Origin of the sequence: Streptomyces incanus, assembly GCF_042656345.1 — a bacterium.
Lineage (GTDB): Bacteria > Actinomycetota > Actinomycetes > Streptomycetales > Streptomycetaceae > Streptomyces > Streptomyces incanus.
Genome location: NZ_JBHSPC010000013.1, coordinates 64,965 through 82,265 on the forward strand (window position 1 = coordinate 64,965; position 17,301 = coordinate 82,265).

15 protein-coding genes are annotated in these 17,301 nt (G+C 71.7%); 10 read left to right on the forward strand and 5 right to left on the reverse strand.

Annotation, left to right across the window (positions count from 1 at the left end):
• Positions 1-108 precede the first annotated feature (108 nt).
• From tnpB to ACFP2V_RS04605, 3 genes are all read right to left on the reverse strand, one after another.
• The gene (gene tnpB, locus ACFP2V_RS04595) at positions 109-1,623 is read right to left on the reverse strand and encodes an IS607 family element RNA-guided endonuclease TnpB (RefSeq protein WP_381205763.1); all 1,515 of its coding nucleotides are present in this window, start codon (positions 1,621-1,623) and stop codon (positions 109-111) included.
• Complete coding sequence (locus tag ACFP2V_RS04600; RefSeq protein WP_381205766.1) at positions 1,620-2,198, reverse strand: IS607 family transposase; 579 nt, start codon at positions 2,196-2,198, stop codon at positions 1,620-1,622. The genes tnpB and ACFP2V_RS04600 overlap by 4 nt, the downstream gene beginning before the upstream one ends.
• Positions 2,199-2,415: 217 nt before the next feature.
• On the reverse strand, positions 2,416-3,087 hold the full coding sequence (locus ACFP2V_RS04605) for a lysophospholipid acyltransferase family protein (protein WP_381205769.1): 672 nt from the start codon (positions 3,085-3,087) through the stop codon (positions 2,416-2,418).
• A 523-nt stretch (positions 3,088-3,610) separates the two neighbouring features.
• On the opposite strand from ACFP2V_RS04605, the gene ACFP2V_RS04610 reads away from it, so the two are divergent.
• The 3 genes from ACFP2V_RS04610 to ACFP2V_RS04620 all read left to right on the forward strand — a co-directional run bounded on the left by ACFP2V_RS04610 (position 3,611) and on the right by ACFP2V_RS04620 (position 5,944).
• Complete coding sequence (locus ACFP2V_RS04610; protein WP_381205772.1) at positions 3,611-4,810, forward strand: glycerophosphodiester phosphodiesterase; 1,200 nt, start codon at positions 3,611-3,613, stop codon at positions 4,808-4,810.
• A 75-nt stretch (positions 4,811-4,885) separates the two neighbouring features.
• A complete protein-coding gene (locus ACFP2V_RS04615; protein ID WP_381205774.1) occupies positions 4,886-5,389 on the forward strand; it encodes a sigma-70 family RNA polymerase sigma factor in 504 nt (167 codons plus the stop codon).
• Between the two features lie 57 nt (positions 5,390-5,446).
• Positions 5,447-5,944, forward strand: a complete 498-nt coding sequence (locus ACFP2V_RS04620) for a GNAT family N-acetyltransferase (RefSeq protein ID WP_381205911.1) — start codon at positions 5,447-5,449, stop codon at positions 5,942-5,944.
• Between the two features lie 68 nt (positions 5,945-6,012).
• Here ACFP2V_RS04620 and ACFP2V_RS04625 read toward each other — a convergent pair whose 3' ends face one another.
• Positions 6,013-6,447: a hypothetical protein gene (locus ACFP2V_RS04625; RefSeq protein WP_381205776.1), complete on the reverse strand. Its 435-nt coding sequence runs from the start codon at positions 6,445-6,447 to the stop codon at positions 6,013-6,015.
• Position 6,448: 1 nt separating this feature from the next.
• Positions 6,449-6,808 carry a hypothetical protein gene (locus ACFP2V_RS04630; protein ID WP_381205779.1) on the reverse strand — a complete coding sequence of 120 codons (360 nt, stop codon included), beginning with the start codon at positions 6,806-6,808 and terminating at the stop codon, positions 6,449-6,451.
• Positions 6,809-6,922: 114 nt separating this feature from the next.
• Between ACFP2V_RS04630 and ACFP2V_RS04635 the strand changes: the two genes are divergently transcribed.
• The 7 genes from ACFP2V_RS04635 to cobT all read left to right on the forward strand — a co-directional run bounded on the left by ACFP2V_RS04635 (position 6,923) and on the right by cobT (position 17,161).
• A complete protein-coding gene (locus ACFP2V_RS04635) occupies positions 6,923-7,573 on the forward strand; it encodes an HAD family hydrolase (RefSeq protein WP_381205782.1) in 651 nt (216 codons plus the stop codon).
• Between the two features lie 425 nt (positions 7,574-7,998).
• Positions 7,999-9,081 (forward strand): methionine ABC transporter ATP-binding protein, encoded by a 1,083-nt coding sequence (locus tag ACFP2V_RS04640; protein WP_381205785.1) that lies wholly within the window; start codon positions 7,999-8,001, stop codon positions 9,079-9,081.
• Positions 9,078-9,827: a methionine ABC transporter permease gene (locus tag ACFP2V_RS04645; RefSeq protein ID WP_381205788.1), complete on the forward strand. Its 750-nt coding sequence runs from the start codon at positions 9,078-9,080 to the stop codon at positions 9,825-9,827. Before ACFP2V_RS04640 ends, ACFP2V_RS04645 begins: the two co-directional genes overlap by 4 nt.
• 106 nt (positions 9,828-9,933) lie before the next feature.
• Positions 9,934-10,761 (forward strand): MetQ/NlpA family ABC transporter substrate-binding protein, encoded by an 828-nt coding sequence (locus ACFP2V_RS04650; RefSeq protein WP_381205791.1) that lies wholly within the window; start codon positions 9,934-9,936, stop codon positions 10,759-10,761.
• Positions 10,762-10,981: 220 nt separating this feature from the next.
• The gene (locus ACFP2V_RS04655) at positions 10,982-11,623 is read left to right on the forward strand and encodes a GNAT family N-acetyltransferase (RefSeq protein WP_381205794.1); all 642 of its coding nucleotides are present in this window, start codon (positions 10,982-10,984) and stop codon (positions 11,621-11,623) included.
• Positions 11,624-11,782: 159 nt separating this feature from the next.
• A complete protein-coding gene (gene cbiE / locus ACFP2V_RS04660) occupies positions 11,783-12,994 on the forward strand; it encodes a precorrin-6y C5,15-methyltransferase (decarboxylating) subunit CbiE (RefSeq protein WP_381205797.1) in 1,212 nt (403 codons plus the stop codon).
• 381 nt (positions 12,995-13,375) lie between these two features.
• Positions 13,376-17,161 carry a nicotinate-nucleotide--dimethylbenzimidazole phosphoribosyltransferase gene (cobT, locus tag ACFP2V_RS04665; protein WP_381205800.1) on the forward strand — a complete coding sequence of 1,262 codons (3,786 nt, stop codon included), beginning with the start codon at positions 13,376-13,378 and terminating at the stop codon, positions 17,159-17,161.
• Positions 17,162-17,301: the final 140 nt, after the last annotated feature.

The following is a 17,301-nucleotide window of genomic DNA, read 5'->3' on the forward strand; positions in this document are numbered from 1 at the left end:
ACGGCCAGCTCGCCCGGCTCGCCGCGCTGCCCGAGGACCCGCACGCGTACTGGGAGCGGCGCGCACGGCTGGCCTGGCACTGAGGAGCCCGTACCGTTGCTTTGATCATCAAGCGATCTCGGCAATCCCGGCGTTTCCATCGAAATGGTCCGTAACGGTCTCACCAGAGCACGAGTTGCGCGCCGGTGTCCTGTTGACGGTCTCCCGTTTCCGCTCTGGCCCGGGGGCCGGGGATTGCGCCACCTGCCCGCCCCGCCCCGCCCCGGCCTTGCGGCGCGGTCGGGTGCTGCGGGTCTTCCGGTCGGCTCCACGGGGCTTCGACTTCGCCTTGACGAGGTCCAGGTCTCCGGCCACTCCGGTACCTGTGGTGCGGGCCGCGAGGGCGGCCAGGTTATGTCCGGCATTGGCGTCCCGGTCAATGACCAGTCCGCAGTTTTCGCACACGAAGACGCGCATGCCGAGGGGCAGCTTGGCTTTCACCACACCACAGCGGGAGCAGGTCTTCGAGGAGGGGTACCAGCGGTCGGCGACGACAAGCCGCGTGCCGCGCCGGCGGGTCTTGTAGGCGAGCTGGCGTCGGATCTCACCGAACGCCGCATCCGCGACGCGGCGGGACAGGCGCCGGTTGCGGCCCATGCCGGCAACGTTGAGGTCTTCGATGACGATCGTGCCGTACTCGCGGGCAAGACGGGTCGTCATCTTGTGGAGAGTGTCCTCGCGGAGGTTCGCGACCCGGTGGTGGATCTTGTTTCGTGCCTGGTCGGCCTCCTCCCAGCGCTTCGACGCCTGCTGCCCGGTGCGCCGGTCGGGACCCTGCCGACGGGAGACCACACGGCTGGCGCGGCGCAGCTGCTTCTGTGCGCGCTCGAGGTGGCGTGGGTTGGGTTCCTCGCCAAGGACACCGCCACTGTCCACGAGGACGGCCAGCGTCTTGATACCGAGGTCGATACCGACCGCCGCGTTTGGGCGGGCGACCTTCACCAGCTGGTGCCTCTCCTCCACCTGGAACGACACGAACCAGCGGCCCCGGTCAAGACGCGCGGTCGCGGACAGGATCCGCATGTGCCCGGCGTCGAGGAGGGCCCGCAGGCGGGAGGCGTCCTCGTGGAGGCGGACGCGGCCGATCCTGGGCAGGGTGACATGGCGTCCGTCAGGCTCGATACGGATCGTGCCGGTGGTGAACCGGCAGGTCAGGTGTGCTTTCCGCTTCGACTTGAAGCGGGGGACGCCCATCGCACGGCCCTTGCGCCTGCCGCCCTTGGACTTCGCATAGTTGTCGAACGCCGCCGCCGCGTCGGCCAGGCCGGTGTTGTACGCCTCCTTGGAGTTCTCCCCCCACCAGCGGGCGAAGCGCGGGTTGGTGCGCTTGTCCTCGTTGAACGCCCTCCGCAGCGAGGGCAGCGACCACGACCGCCACTCGGTGAGCTGGTCCTCGGCAATGCCGTACGACTGCTCGGCCTTCCGCTGCCACCACACGGCGGTGATGTACGCGACGGCCCAGTTGTAGGCGGCACGCGCGGCACCTCCGTGCGAGTGCAGGTGACGGTTGGCCGTGGCGTTCGGGTCCAGCGCGAGCTTGTGCGCGAGGACGGTGAAGCCCGGTCGCGGCTTGAACTGCTTCATCCGGCCGCCTCCGGGCCGGTGGCGACGGCGACGGCCCGGGCGGCTCGATTCTTCGCGGAGCGCCGGCCGTACAGACGGGCGCACATCGAGGTCAGGACCTCGGTGATGTCCCGTACGAGGTCGTCGGCGGTTTCTGCCGGGTCGAGGACAACGAGGCGCCGCCCCGTGGCCGAGAAAGCGGCCTCCAGGTGCTCAACGCCGAACCGGGCGAGGCGGTCTCGGTGCTCGACCACGATCGTCCCCACACCCGGGTCGGCGAGCAGTCGGTGCAGCTTGCGGCGGCGCCCGTTCAAGCCGGAGCCGACCTCCGTCACCACGTCAGCGACGGCGAGCCCCCGGTCCGTTGCGCCTTGCACCGTCCGGGCGACCTGGCGCTCCAGGTCCGCTTTCTGGTCACCGGACGAAACACGGCAGTACGCCACGACCCGTCCCGCAGCCTGCGGGGCGGGCTCGGTCACGAGCCATGTACCCGACGGCGTCTGGACGACCGGGACCGGCATACGGCCCTCTTTCGCCCAAGTCCACGCGGTCTGGTAGTGCACACCGTTGCATGCTGCCCACTCGGAGAGCTTCACATCATCAGGATATTCACTGATGAAACTGGATATCCACAGAAAGAAATGGGGACTGTCGTTCACCCCCTGCCGGCCGCCGCCGGCGCAGCCCGGTCCCCGGGGTGCGGCCGGCGCCCGGAGGACGGAACCGAGGGAAACACGCGGACCGACGAAACCTCCGGGGCCGGGCGCTCGTGATGCCGAGGCGCCCGCCCCGGAGGTTTCGGGGCGCCGGACGTCAGGCCGCCTTTGCCTTGCTGGCGTACATGTCCACGTACTCCTGTCCGGACAGGCGCATGACCTCCGTCATCACCGAGTCGGTCACGGCCCGCAGGATGTAGCGGTCGCGGTCCATGCCCTCGTAGCGGGAGAACTCCATCGCCTCGCCGAAGCGGACCGTGACCCTGCCCGGCCGGGGCAGGCCCGCGCCGCCCGGCTGGAGCTTGTCGGTGCCGATCACGGCGAACGGGACGACGGGCGCGCCCGTCATCAGAGTGAGCCGCGCGATACCGGTGCGGCCCCGGTAGAGACGGCCGTCGGGGGAGCGGGTGCCCTCCGGGTAGATGCCGAAGACCCTGCCCTCCTCCAGCACCCGACGGCCCGTCATCAGCGCCGCGACCCCGCCCCGGCCGCCGTCGCGGTCGACCGGGATCATGCCCACGCCGGTGAAGAACCAGGCCATCAGCCGGCCCTTGAGCCCCTTGCCGCTGACGTACTCGTCCTTGCCGATGAAGAAGACCTGACGGTCACAGACCACCGGCAGGACCACCGAGTCGATGAAGGTGAGATGGTTGCCCGCCAGGATCACCGGACCGTCCCCCGGGATGTGCTCCAGGCCCTCCACCCGGGGGCGGAACATCAGGCGCATGACCGGGCCGAGCACTGCCTTGATGAGCGCGAAGCGGGACAACGGGTCCTCCGGTGTCGGGAATGCGGTATGAGTCTGTGCAGGTGAGGACATTACTCGCGGTCGAGGGGGCGCCGCACGTCGGGTTCACCCGGGTATTGCACGGTGTCTACGCATGTCCACCTGCGGTGACACGGTGTCGCGCGGCCGTAACGCGCGCGCCGGGATGTGAGGCATGTCGCGTCCGGGAGGGTCGGCGCCGCCGGTCGGGGTACGACCGCCGCCGGTCGGGGTACGACCGCCGTCGGTCAGGAGTTCGGGCACGGCCCGGATGGAACCACGCGCGACCCGCGGTCCGCGGGAGGCGCGCCGCCGATCCTCCGAACCGGACGGGTACCCCGGTGCGGCGCCCTGAACCCGACGGCATGTCAGGCACCGTGCCTCATACGCCCGTTCGGGTTGCGGCCGACCCGTGCGGCATCCCGTATCCCCGTATCACCCGCGTGTTCCGGCCGCGGTCTCCCATTCGTCATGTACGCGCCCCTACGATCGCCCCGCACTGATGGTCAACGGCAGGAGGGTCCCCATGGGAACGCAGGAGTCGGGCGAGCGGACGGACGAAACGGCGACCGGCGGGACCGGACGGCGCGCGCTCCTCGGCGCGGCGGTGCTCGGCGCGGGCGGTACGGTCCTCGGACTGGGCGGCACGGCGAGAGCCGCCGAGGCCCGGCCCGGGGAAGCCCGGCACGGCGGCGGACGAGGGCTGAAGGGACTGCCCGTTCCGACGGTCATCGGCCACCGGGGCGCCAGCGGATACCGGCCCGAGCACACCTTCGGCGCCTACGACCTGGCCCTCGACCTGGGCGCCGACATCGTGGAGGCCGGCGACCTGGTGCCCACCAGGGACGGCCACCTCGTCTGCCGGCACGAGCCGGAGATCGGCGGCACCACGGACGTCGCGGACCACCCCGAGTTCGCCGACCGCGAGCGTACGAAGCTGCTCGACGGTGTCTCCGTCACCGGCTGGTTCACCGAGGACTTCACCCTCGCCGAACTCAAGCGGCTCCGCGCCGTCGAACGCATTCCGGCCAACCGCCCGCACAACACCCTCTACGACGGCCGCTGGCAGATCCCCACCTTCGAAGAGGTGCTCCGCTGGCAGAACGAGCAGACCCGCAAGCGCGGCAAGCAGGTCTGGATCTACCCCGAACTCAAGCACCCCACCTACTTCCGCAAGCTGGGCCTGGGCACCGAGGAACTCCTCGCCCGGCTGCTGCGGGGGCACGGCAAGGACAAGAAGAACTCGCCCGTCATCGTCCAGTCCTTCGAGCCCACCAGCATCCAGCGGATGAGCCGGCTCGTCGGCAACCCGCTCGCCGTGCTGCTCTCCGGCGCTGACAGCCGCCCCTGGGACTTCGTGGAGAACGGCGACCCGCGCAAGGTGGCCGACCTCGTCACGCCGAAGGGCCTCAAGGAGATCGCCTCCTACGCGCAGGGCATCGGCCCCACCCTGGACCTGGTCATCCCCAAGGACGCGGCCGGAAACCTCACCCAGCCCACCACCCTCGTCCGTGACGCGCACCGGGCCGGACTGATCCTGCACCCCTACACGATGCGCAACGAGAACCCCTTCCTGCCCGCGGACTTCCGCAAGGGCAGCGACCCCGACGCCTACGGCGACGCCTTCGGCGCCTTCCGGGCCTACTTCGCCACCGGCATCGACGGCGTCTTCACCGACCACCCGGACACCGGTCTGCTGGCCCGCGAGGACTTCGTCAACGGCTGAGCCGTCCTGCCCCGGCCGGGGTGATTTCCGGCCGCCCCGGCAACCCCGCCCGGGGCGGCCGGCGTCGTTACGCACATGACGCACGACCTGGTCACCGCCCTCCGTCCGCTGCTCACCGCGGAGGCCTCCGCCGAGGCGTACGCGTCCGGCGCCGAACCCGCCGACCTGGAACAGGCGGTCTGGCTGCTCCTCCTGGAACGCCTCGACGCGCACGACCCGCCGCGCGACCCTCCGGACTGGCTCCGCCGGACCGTCCGGACCGAGGCCCGCCGCACCCGCCGCACCGCCCGGCACGAGACGCCGTGGGCCGGTGACCCCGTCGACACCCCCGGCACCGGCGAGGGTGCCCCCGAACTCCTCGCCCTCGACGCCGCCCGCCGCCGAGCCCTGCGGGACGCGGTGCGCCGGCTGCCCGGCCGCTGTCCCCGGCTGTTGGAGGCGCTGTTGTCCCCGCACGATCCGACATACCGGGAAATCGCAGGGGAGTTGGGTATCTCACAAGGCAGCCTGGGTCCGGAACGCTCCAGATGTCTTGGATGTCTGCGTCGTTTACTCGCGCCGGAGGTTGCGTCCGGGTGAGGCTGGGGATAGGAGTGAGGGACCACAGGTGATCAGGTGAGCGGGAGGCGTGCGCACATGGGCATGAGCGTGACCATCTCTGCGGCGACGGAGCAGGACGCCGAGCAGATCTTCAGGTTGCAGTATCTGTGCTTCCAGAGCGAGGCGGCACTGTACGGCAACTACCGCATCGCTCCGCTCGTCCAGAGTCTGGACTCGGTCCGCGAGGAGGTCAGTACCGACCTGGTCTTCGTCGCCCGGCTCGGCGACGAGATCGTCGGCTCGGTGCACGGCAGGAGCACCGAGGACGCCGCCGCGGCCATCGGCAAGCTCTGTGTCCATCCCCGCCTCCAGGGACACGGCATCGGGGCCCGGTTGCTGCGCGCCGCCGAGTCCGCCCTCGCCGACGAGCGGGGCGCCAGGATGTTCCGTCTCCAGGCCGGTCACCGCAGCGAGAGCAACCTCCAGCTGTACAGCAAGGTCGGCTACCAGCGGGTCGGGACGTCCCGGGGCGCGGACGGCGTACCGATGATCGTCCTGGAGAAGACGACGGATTCGTACGCGGCCACCGCCTGACGGAGAGGGAGCCGGGCGGACGACGGGGCCGCCGCCCGGCGGGGGCGCGGCCCGCCGGCGTCCGCCCGTTACGCCGTGCGGGCCTTGCGCAGCCAGTACAGGGCGGTGAGGGGCAGCAGTACGGGGATGAACAGGTAACCCATCCCGTAGTCCGACCACACGGTCGCGTCGGGGAAGGCGGACGGATCCACCAGGGTCCAGGTGCCGACCGTCAGGACGCCCACCAGTTCGGCCGCGCAGCACGCCAGCGCCGCCCTGCGGGCCGTCTCCCCGCCGCGGACCAGGGTGTACGTGATGAAGCCGTAGACCACTCCGGCGATCGCCGAGAGCGAGTAGGCGAGCGGCGCCCGGTCGAACTCGGTGGCGATCTGGTACGCGGAACGCGACACGGCGCCGACGACCATCACCCCGTACAGCCACACCAGCAGCAGTCCGGGCCCGCCGATCAGCCGGGTCCCGCCCGGCTTCTGCTCCGGTTCCTGTTCCTGTTCCCTCGCGGTCATCTCAGCCCTTCCAGATGTCATGGAGCCGCACCTCGAGCACGGCCAGCACGACACCGCTCGCGGCCACCGTGACCGAGCCCCACCGGGTGCGCTCGGCCAGCGACATGAAGCCCGCCGCCGGAACGCACGCGAACGAGCCCAGCAGGTACGCCACGAAGATGACCGTCCCCTGCGCCGGCTCCTCGCCCCGGGCCAGCCACACGATGCCGACCACCAGCTGAACCAGTGTCAGCAGGGTGACCACGGCCATGCCGATGAAGTGCCAGTCCTTCGTCGGCTGGTCGCGGTAGGCGGCCCAGCCGCACCAGGCGGCGAGCAGCAGCGCGGCGACGCCGGTCGTCAGCGTCAGGGCATCAAGCATGGCAGCGACCTTATTACGTCGTAATGGTCACACCGTGCCCGGCCCCACCGCGCCCGTGCGCGGTGGGGCCGGGCACGGGCCCAGCCGTGGACCGGGCCCCGTAGGGTCGATGGCATGACCATCCATGCACAGGCCCTCCTGTTCGACAACGACGGCACTCTCGTCTCCTCCCTCGAATCCGTGCAGCGCTGCTGGACCCGGTGGGCCGTCGAGTACGGGATCACGGCCGAGGAGTTCGGGCGGATCGAACTGCACGGCCGCCCGGCCGTCGAGATAGCCGCCGACCTGCTGCCCGCCCATGTCGTGCCCGAGGCCGTCGCACGGATCGAGGACCTGGAGGTGGAGGACGTGCCGAACGGCGGTGCGATCCCGCTGCCGGGCACCCTGGACCTCCTCGGCGCGCTGCCGGCCGACCGCTGGGCCGTCGTCACCTCCGCGACCCGGCGGTTGGCCGAGGCCCGCCTCGCAGCCGCCGGCATCCTGCCCAAGACCCTGGTCGCCGCCGACGACATCACCCGGGGCAAGCCCGACCCCGAGCCCTATCTGCTCGCCGCCCGCGCCCTCGGCGTCGACCCCGCCCACTGCGTCGTCTTCGAGGACGCCCCCGCCGGTCTCCAGGCGGGCCGGGCGGCCGGGATGACCACCGTGGCTTTGGCCACAACCCACCAGGCCCACGAACTGACCGCCGATCTCGTGGTCGGGGACCTGTCGGCCCTGTCCGTACTGGTCACGGACGCCGGAATGGAGATCTCCGCACACTCCTGACGTGCGATCACGGGTGTCCACGGCTGTCCGGAATATGGACAGCCGTGTTCGGTCATGAGTGAACATCTGCTTTACTGCACGCATGACCATGACGAGCGACCGCATCCCTGCGACCGAGGCGCATGTACCGCCCGGTGCCGGGTGTATGTGTCCGCTCCGAATGTGCGCCTTCTAGAGGGCCCCCGCAACATCTGAGCCTCGCGCCCCGAAGCGAGAGCCGGTTCATGCCCGCGCACGCGTGTTCTCCGCGTCGCGCATGCGCGACCGAACCACGCCCCCATGCACGTCTTTCCGCAGTTCCTTTCGGACCGTTCGCGAGAGGCCGTGCCGGATCCCGGCCGCTCCCGGCCCCTGAGCTTCGCCCCTCAATGCCTCGTGCCCGGCTCCCCTGACGTGCCGCGCACTCGAAAGTGACGGTTACCCACGTGATCACCACCTCGGGCCTCACCAAGGTCTACCGCTCACGCGGACGCGAGGTCACCGCCCTGGACGGCGTCGACCTGCACGTCCGCGAAGGCGAGGTCTACGGCGTCATCGGCCAGTCCGGCGCCGGCAAGTCCTCGCTCATTCGCTGCGTCAACCTGCTGGAGCGCCCCACCTCGGGCACCGTGACCGTCGCCGGCCAGGACCTCACCGCCCTGGCCGGGCGTGGTCCGCGGGCCGGCCGGGAACTGCGGCAGGCGCGCAGCCGCATCGGCATGGTCTTCCAGCACTTCAACCTGCTCTCCTCGCGCACCGTGCAGGACAACGTCGAACTGCCGCTGGAGATCCTCGGCCGGTCGGGGAAGGAGCGTTCCCGCAAGGCGCTGGAACTGCTCGACCTGGTCGGCCTCGCCGAGAAGGCCAAGGCCTACCCCGCCCAGCTCTCCGGCGGCCAGAAGCAGCGCGTCGGCATCGCCCGCGCACTGGCCGGCGACCCCAAGGTGCTGCTGTCCGACGAGGCCACCAGCGCCCTCGACCCGGAGACCACCCGCTCCATCCTGGCGCTGCTGCGCGACCTCAACCGCCAGCTCGGCCTGACCGTCCTGCTCATCACGCACGAGATGGACGTCGTGAAGTCGATCTGTGACTCGGCCGCGCTGATGGAGAACGGCCGCATCGTCGAGTCCGGCACCGTCACCGAGCTGCTGGCCACCCCCGGCTCCGAACTGGCCTCCGCGCTGTTCCCGGTCGCCGGCCAGGCCTCGGGCGACAACCGCACCGTCCTGGACATCACCTTCCAGGGCGAGAGCGCGACCCAGCCGGTCATCTCCCAGCTGGCCCGCACCTACAACATCGACATCTCGATCCTCGGCGCCGCCATCGACACCGTCGGCGGCCTCCAGGTGGGCAGGATGCGCATCGAACTCCCGGGCCGCTACGAGGACAACGTCGTACCGATCGGCTTCCTGCGCGAGCAGGGGCTGCACATCGAGACCGTAGAGCAGACGGAATCGGCCCAGCAGACACAGCAGGAACAGCAGGCGGACCGGGCGCCGTCGGTGCTCGTGAAGGAGGAGGCCAAGTGACCTGGTCCCAGATGCAGCCGCTGCTGGAACAGGCGTGCGGGGAGACGCTGATCATGGTCGGCTGGTCGACCCTGATCAGCGTCGCCCTCGGCCTCCCGATCGGCGTCCTGCTGGTTCTCACCGACAAGGGCGGACTGCTGCAGAACAGCCCGGTGAACAAGGTCATCGGGCAGATCGTGAACGTCGGCCGCTCGATGCCGTTCATCATCCTCATGGTCGCCCTGATGAGCTTCACCCGCTGGATCACCGGGACGACCATCGGCAGCGAGGCCGCGATCGTGCCGCTCGCCATCGGCGGCATCCCCTTCTTCGCCCGGCTCGTCGAGACGGCCGTACGCGAAGTGGACCACGGGCTCGTCGAGGCCGTGCAGGCCATGGGCGGCAACACCTGGACGATCGTCCGCCGGGTCCTCGTGCCCGAGGCGCTGCCCTCGCTGATCGCCAGCACCACCACCACGATCGTCGCCCTCATCGGCTACTCGGCGATGGCCGGCACCGTGGGCGGCGGCGGACTCGGCGACCTCGCCGTCCGCTACGGCTACCAGCGCTTCGAGACCGGACTGATGTGGATCACCGTGGCGGTCCTCGCCGTGGTCATCTCCCTCATCCAGTTCGCCGGCGACTACGCCGCCCGCTCCCTGCACCACCGGGGCGGACGCCAGGGCTCCGGGCCGAGGCTGCGGCTGCTCAAGGCCAAGGAGCCGGCGACGACGACCGCGACGGCCGACGCCGGCAAGGCCGGGTAGCCCAGGCCCCGTCCTCAGCCTTCGCGCACCCCCTGATCCCCACTTCCCGAAAGCCCCGTACCACCCCGAGTCGGGGCCGCACCACCCTGAAGGAAAGGCACTTTTCGTGCGTAACACCATCAAGATCACCACCGCCGTCCTCGCCGCCGGAGCTCTCACCCTCGGCCTCACCGCCTGCGGCTCGGAGGAGGAGTCCGGGTCCGACGCCTCCGGCCCGCTGACCGTCGCCGCGAGCCCCGTGCCGCACGCCGAGATCCTCAACTTCGTCAAGGACAACCTGGCCGAGAAGGCCGGGCTCGACCTGGAGGTCAAGGAAGTCACCGACTACGTCACGCCGAACACCTCCACGGAGGACGGCTCGGTGGACGCCAACTACTTCCAGACCCAGGCGTACCTCGACGACTTCAACAAGAAGAACGGCACCCACATCGTGCCCGCCGGCGACGTGCACCTGGAGCCGCTCGGCCTCTACTCCGAGAAGGTCAAGGCGGCCGACGAGCTGAAGAGCGGCGCGACCATCGCCATCCCCAACGACACCATCAACGAGGGACGCGCACTGCAGCTGCTCGCCGCCAACAAGATCATCACGATCAAGGACGGCGTCGGCTTCGAGGCGACCCCCTCGGACGTCACAGGGAACCCGAAGAAGCTCAAGTTCAAGGAGCTGGAGGCGGCCCAGACGCCGCGCGCCCTGGCCGACGTCGACGCCGCGGTCGTCAACGGCAACTACGCCATCGGTGCCGACCTCAAGCCGGCCGAGGACGCCCTCGTCCTCGAGTCCGCCGAGGGCAACCCGCACGCCAACTTCCTCGCCGTCAAGGAGGGCAACGAGGACGACCCGCGCGTGAAGAAGCTCGCCGAGCTCCTCACCTCCGACGAGGTCAAGAAGTTCATCGACGACAAGTACGCCGGCTCGGTCGTCGCCGCCTTCTGATCCGCCGTCCGATCCGGGCGACACGCACCACCGGCACAGGGCACACGGCCGGGCGCACGAGGGGGCACACAGCCGTCCGCGCCGCGCCCGGCACCCGTTCGGCACTCTCGGGGTCCACTCCGGTACACGGAGTGGACCCCGTGGTGCGGTCCGGAGCTTTCATGCTGCATGCTGGGCAGTTCAGCGGTGTCCGACGGTCACGAAGGTTACGGAGCGGCGCATGACGAGCAGCACCTTCCCCAACATCTCCATCAGCACGGAGCGGTTGGTGCTGCGTCCCCTCGACGCGGACGACGTCCCCCCTCTGACCGAGATGATGAACGACGAGCAGATCGCCGCCTGGACCGACGCCCCCCGGCCCTTCACCGAGCAGGCCGCCCGCACCTGGATCACCGAGTACGCCCCCGCCGAACGTGCGGCCGGACGCGGACTGGACCTCGCCGTCACCGAGTTCCTCACCCAGCGCCTGGTGGGCGTCATCCGGCTCACCAAGACCAACTGGCACGTCCGGTCCACCGAACTGTCGTACATCGTCGCCCCCTGGGCGCGCGGCGAGGGCTACGCCTCCGAGGCCGCCATGGCCACGGCCCAGTGGCTCTTCGGTGACCAGAAGCTGGAACGCGTCGAGCTGCGCACCGCCGCCGACAACACCGCCTCGCAGCAGGTCGCCCAGAAGATCGGCTGCATCAGCGAGGGCGTCCTGCGCAACGCCTGTATAGCCCACGTCCGCGGCGACGACGGCGTCTGGACGGACGTACGCACCGACTTCATCGTGTGGAGCCTGCTGCCGGAGGACCTCGAGGGCTCGGCCGAACAGCTGGCCGACACCGGACAGTTCACCGCCTTCACGGACTGGAGCTGAGCCCTTTCCGGAACCCTCCCGGACGGGTGGCCGGTGGCGGATCACCCCGGTTCATGGCCGTACCGGGTACTCTCACCAAGCCCGCCCGCCCGCGGGCGGAGCGGCCGACCACGCCCCGCACCCCCAAGACGCCCCGCGCACACCAGGAGACTGACAACGATGGCCGACCGGGTCACGGTGATCGGCTGGGACGGTTCGCCGCTGACCGCAGCGGCCCGCGCCGCACTGGGCGCCGCCACCCTGGTGGCGGGCGCCGCGCACCACCTGGAGCTTCCCGAGGTACCCGCCGGCGCCGAGCGCATCCGGCTCGGCAGTGCCGCCCTGGCCGCCCGCCGGATCGCCGGCCACCGCGGCACGGCGGTGGTCCTCGCCGACGGAGACCCGGGCTTCTTCGGCGTCGTACGGTCCCTGCGCGCACCTGAGTTCGGCCTCGAGGTCGAGGTCGTCCCCGCGGTCTCCTCCGTTGCCGCCGCCTTCGCCCGCGCCGGCATGCCCTGGGACGACGCACACGTGGTGGTCGCACATCCCCGAACCCTGCGACGCGCGGTGAACGTATGCCGGGCCCACACCAAAGTGGCGGTTCTTACGTCTCCCGGCGCCGGCCCGGCCGAACTGGGCCTGCTCATGGAGGGCGTCCACCGCACCTTCGTCATCTGCGAGGAACTCGGCACCGCGCGCGAGCAGGTCAGCGTCGTCACCTCCGACAAGGCCGCCGACCACACCTGGCGCGACCCGAACGTCGTCATCGTCATCGGCGGCCAGGCCGCCATCACCGCCTCCGGCGGCTGGATCGCCGGACGCGACCCCGCCGCCGGCCCGCGCGGCTGGACGCTGCCGGCCGACGCCTACGGCGGCGACCTCGGCGAGGGCGAACGGGAACTGTTGCGCGTCTCCCAGCTCGCCCGGCTCGGACCGAGGCTCGGCGACCTCGTGTGGGACATCGGCTGCGGGAGCGGTGCCTTCGCCATCGAGGCGGCACGGGCCGGCGCCGCGGTCATCGCCGTCGACAGCGACCCGCGAGCCTGCGCGCACACCGAGTCCACCGCCCGCCGTCACGGCGTCCAGCTCCAGATCGTGCACGGCACCGCCCCGCAGGCGCTGGAGGACCTCCCGGAACCGGACGTCGTCCGGGTCGGCGGCGGGGGAGCGGCCGTGGTCCTGGCGGTGGCCGACCGCCGCCCGCAGCGCATCGTCACGCACGCCGCCACCCGCGACGCGGCCGAACGGATCGGCCGGGAACTGACCGAGCACGGCTACCAGGTCGAGTGCGCCCTCCTGCAGTCCGTCGAACTCGACACCAGGGCCTGGACGGAGACCGAGCGGAGCGTCGCATTCCTGCTCAGCGGCGTACTGCCGACGCGTACCGCCTGAGCGTGCCGCCCTGTTCCGATGCCGTCCCCGCGATCGGGTTGTCGTATTGCGCGCGGTAGGCTGGCCGATCGTTGTACCGCAACTCGGACGCCCGCCGACTCGTCGGCCAATGTCCCGAAAACACGCCCGTTCCGAAGCGTGTGTGGTACGGCACAACCCTAAGGACGCGCAACGTGGCGCAGTCCACAGCGGAACCGTCGCGGATCAAGCTGACGCGGCGGTCGTACGGCAGCGACAATGCCTGTGAATGGCTTTGTCGCCTTTTAGGGCAGGCCGTTCGTGCCGCTGGGGACGCACGCTCGTTCTTAGTGTGGGGCGGTCGGGTGCGCCGTTCCGGGTGAGTTGGTCGTAGGAGCACTAACCGATGGGCGAGGGGTACGCATGACCGACACCGGCCGGGTCCCGGGCGAGGGACAGCCGGAGAACGCAGGCATGGTGGAGCAGCCGGGCGTCTCCGCGCCCGACTCGTACACCTACCTCTCCGAGAGTTCTGCCGAGGACGAAGACCTGTTGCTGCCCGGTGCCCAGGGCGCCTGGGGCAACGAGGTCGCCCCGCCCGCGCCGGAGCCGGTCGTCGAGACCGTGCACGAGCCGGGGCCCCACGAGACGGGCGGCCGGGACACCGGCTCGGTCGACCTCGGCGGTGTCCGCCTGCCCGAACCGGGGCAGCCGCAGGCGCCCGGTCCCGCGGTCACGCACGAGTCGCAGGCACCGGTCACGCCGCGTCGCCCGCTGCACCTCGGCCCGCCCATTCCCAGCACCACCGCCGGCCCGGTCCGCTCCCTTGCCGACCGCGGCCCCGCCGACGTGCCGGCGCGCCAGGTCGGCCCGCCGGCCGCCGGCCCCGAGTACCTCGACGTGCCGCGCGCCCGAGAGGCGGTCCCGCAGAGGGCGCAGCCCTGGGGTGCCCATGCCGCGGCGGGTACGACCGCCCCAGCGGAAACGGCTGTTCCGCCCCAGCGGTCCATGGGCGCCGCCCAGGCGCTGGTCGCACGCGTCGCGACGGAGACGGGCGCCGGTCAGCAGCAGGACGCGCCGCAGGCTGCCGCGGCCGAGGCGGACTGGCAGAGCGCCACGGGCGCGCCGGTCGCGGACGCCGTTCCCGCGCCGGGTCCGGGCGGCCTTGAGGGGCCCCAGGGCTCCGAGGGCCCTTCCGTACCGACGACCGATGCGACCGGGTCTGGTGCGGGTGCGGGTGCGGGTGCGGGTGCGGGTGCGGGTGCGGAATCGGGTTCGGGTTCGGTGACCGGTGTGATCGCCGGGCTGCCCGAGAGCCCCGGGTACGAAGTCGGTCCCGCAGTGGACGCGGTACCGTCCCTCGTCCCGGACGGGGGCTCGGATGCGGGTCAGGGCGCCGAGCCCGTACCGGAACCGGCTGCCGAGGTGCAGGTGCAGGTGCCCGAAGCGTCCGCCGTCCCCGTCGTCGCCATGGCGCCGGACTCTCCGGTCCAGGAGGCCGTGGCCGCCCGGGCACCGGAGGGCGGCACCGCCGCCGATGGAACCGAGGACACCTTCGCCGTGGCCCACGAACCCCAGGGACCGTTCACCGGCCCGGCAGACCCGCAGGCAATCGCCACCGCCGCCCGGAACGACGGCGACGCCGAGGCGTCCGCCCCCGTACCCGCCGAACCGGCCGCGCCCGTCGACGAGGCGCAGGCTCCCGAAGCCGCAGCCCCTCGGACACCCGAGCATGCCGAAGCACCGGAGCCCGTCGTATCAGCCCCCGAAGCAGCGCTCGCCCCCGACACGGAGCTCACCCCTGTCGCGGCAGCCGAGCCGGTGCTTCAGCAGGCGGCGGCAGCCGCGCCCGTAGCCGAGGGGCCGGACGGCCAGTACGTCCCGGCCGCGCACCCGGTCCAGGGCCCCCAGCAGACGCCGGCCGCCCCCTTCGCCCCGCCCGTCCAGGAGGCATGGGCGCCGCCTGCCGATTCCCCGGCCCCCTCGGACCCCGAGGCTCCCGCTGCCGATCCGACCGCTCCCGCCGGCACCGCCACGCCGCTCCCCGGCAGCGTTCCCCTGGAGGCGCGGCCGGACCAGACCCTGGGAGGGTTCGTCCCCGTCGAGGGAGCCGTGCCGACCACCCCGCATCTCGCGCCGACCCCGCCGCAGCCGCTGACCCTCCCCACCGGGGAACAGCCCGTGCCGGAGGCCGCAGGTCCGGTCCCCTTGCCTCGCCCGGCCGACACCGGCGCCGTCCCCGTCGCTCCCGCCCCGGAACCGGCCACCGAACCGTCGGCCGAGCAGGGCCTCGCAGGGAACGCTCCGGGGGAGCACCCGCCCACGGAGACCGAGCCGGTCCAGGCCGGGCCGACTCCGCCCGAACCGGCCCAGCCCGAACCGGCCCAGCCCGAACCGGCCCAGCCCGTCCTCGCCCAGAACCCCGACGACCTCGACACCCAGGGCGCCAAAGCGGTGCACGCCGCGCCGGCCGCCGGCCCCGCCGCCCCCGGCTACGACGACGCCGAGCGCGAGGCCGTGCGGAAGGTCATGCGGGAGCGCCGGGACATCCGCAACGGGTTCCGCGACGACCCCATCCCGCACGAGGTCCTGCTCCGCGTCCTGGAGGCCGCCCACACCGCGCCTTCCGTGGGCCACTCGCAGCCCTGGGACTTCGTGGTCATCCGCTCCGCCGAGACCCGGCGCAGCATGCACGAACTGGCCGAGCGCCAGCGCGAGGCCTACGCCAAGTCCCTGCCCAAGGGCCGGGCGAAGCAGTTCAAGGAACTGAAGATCGAGGCCATCCTCGACACCCCGGTGAACATCGTCGTCACCGCCGACCCGACCCGCGGCGGCCGGCACACCCTGGGCCGGCACACCCAGCCGCAGATGGCGCCGTACTCCTCTGCCCTGGCGGTCCAGAACCTGTGGCTCGCCGCGCGCGCCGAGGGCCTCGGGGTCGGCTGGGTCAGCTTCTTCGACGAGCGCGAGATGGTTCGCGCGCTGGGCCTGCCCGAGCACCTCGAGGTGGTCGCCTACCTGTGCGTGGGCTACGTCGACGAGTTCCCGGACGAGCCCGAGCTGACGCAGGCCGGCTGGTCCAAGCGTCGCCCGCTGTCGTGGGTCGTGCACGAGGAGACGTACGGCAGGCGGGTGCTGCCCGGTGAGGAGCCGCACGACCTGCTTGCCGAGACCGTCGCGCAGATCCGCCCGCTGGACGCCAAGGCGCTCGGCGAGGCCTGGGAGCGGCAGAAGCGGATGACCAAACCGGCCGGCGCGCTCGGCATGCTGGAGATCATCTCCGCGCAGCTGTCCGGACTGTCCCGCCAGTGCCCGCCGCCCATTCCGGAGCCCGCGGCCGTCGCGGTCTTCGCGGGCGACCACGGTGTTCACGCCCAGGGCGTCACCCCGTGGCCGCAGGAGGTCACCGCCCAGATGGTGGCCAACTTCCTCGGCGGCGGAGCGGTCTGCAACGCCTTCGCCACCCAGGTGGGCGCCGAGGTCTGCGTGGTCGACGTCGGTGTGGCCTCCGACCTCCCGGCCACCCCGGGACTGCTGCCGCGCAAGGTCCGCGCCGGCACCTCCGACATGACCGCAGGCCCCGCGATGACCCGCGAGGAGGTCAAGCAGGCCATCGAGGTCGGCATCGAGACCGCCCGCGACCTGGTCGCCGCCGGCAACAAGGCGCTGCTCACCGGTGAGATGGGCATCGCGAACACCACCGCGTCCGCCGCCCTGATCTCCGTCTTCACCGGTGTGGACCCGGGCGAGGTCACCGGCCGGGGCACCGGCATCAACGACGAGACCCTGGTCCGCAAGACCGACGTCGTGCGCCGCGCCCTCGAACTGCACCAGCCGGACCCTGCCGACCCCATCGGCGTCCTCGCCGCCGTCGGAGGGTTCGAGCATGCGGCCATGGTGGGGCTGCTCCTCGGTGGCGCGTCACTGCGTACGCCGGTGATCCTGGACGGCGTCAGCGCCGGGGCCGCGGCCCTGGTGGCCCGTGCCATCGCCCCCGAGGTGCTGGCCGCTTGCATCGCGGGACACCGCAGCGCCGAGCCCGGCCATGTGGCCGCACTCAACAAGCTGGGCCTGCGCCCGCTGATCGACCTGGACCTGCGCCTAGGTGAGGGCACGGGCGCACTGCTCGCCCTGCCGATGGTGCAGAGCACCGCGCGCGCCATGCACGAGGTGGCGACGTTCGACTCGGCCGGCGTCACCGAGAAGTAGCAGGCACCCCGGAGGGGTGGGACGGCGGCGGCCACAGTTCGTCGCCGCCGTCCTCACTCCCGCCGTACGCTGATCCCACATCCGCACACCGCACGTCAGGGCCGCTCCAGTGCCGTAGCGCCCCTCGCACGCCCGCGCCT

Bases quoted from the DNA above. Each gene is read 5' to 3' on its own strand.
- tnpB (WP_381205763.1), bottom strand. From the start codon at position 1,623: ATGAAGCAGTTCAAGCCGCGACCGGGCTTCACCGTCCTCGCGCACAAG.
- ACFP2V_RS04610 (WP_381205772.1), top strand. From the start codon at position 3,611: ATGGGAACGCAGGAGTCGGGCGAGCGGACGGACGAAACGGCGACCGGC.
- ACFP2V_RS04615 (WP_381205774.1), top strand. From the start codon at position 4,886: ATGACGCACGACCTGGTCACCGCCCTCCGTCCGCTGCTCACCGCGGAG.
- ACFP2V_RS04620 (WP_381205911.1), top strand. From the start codon at position 5,447: ATGGGCATGAGCGTGACCATCTCTGCGGCGACGGAGCAGGACGCCGAG.
- ACFP2V_RS04625 (WP_381205776.1), bottom strand. From the start codon at position 6,447: ATGACCGCGAGGGAACAGGAACAGGAACCGGAGCAGAAGCCGGGCGGG.
- ACFP2V_RS04630 (WP_381205779.1), bottom strand. From the start codon at position 6,808: ATGCTTGATGCCCTGACGCTGACGACCGGCGTCGCCGCGCTGCTGCTC.
- ACFP2V_RS04635 (WP_381205782.1), top strand. From the start codon at position 6,923: ATGACCATCCATGCACAGGCCCTCCTGTTCGACAACGACGGCACTCTC.
- ACFP2V_RS04655 (WP_381205794.1), top strand. From the start codon at position 10,982: ATGACGAGCAGCACCTTCCCCAACATCTCCATCAGCACGGAGCGGTTG.
- cbiE (WP_381205797.1), top strand. From the start codon at position 11,783: ATGGCCGACCGGGTCACGGTGATCGGCTGGGACGGTTCGCCGCTGACC.
- cobT (WP_381205800.1), top strand. From the start codon at position 13,376: ATGACCGACACCGGCCGGGTCCCGGGCGAGGGACAGCCGGAGAACGCA.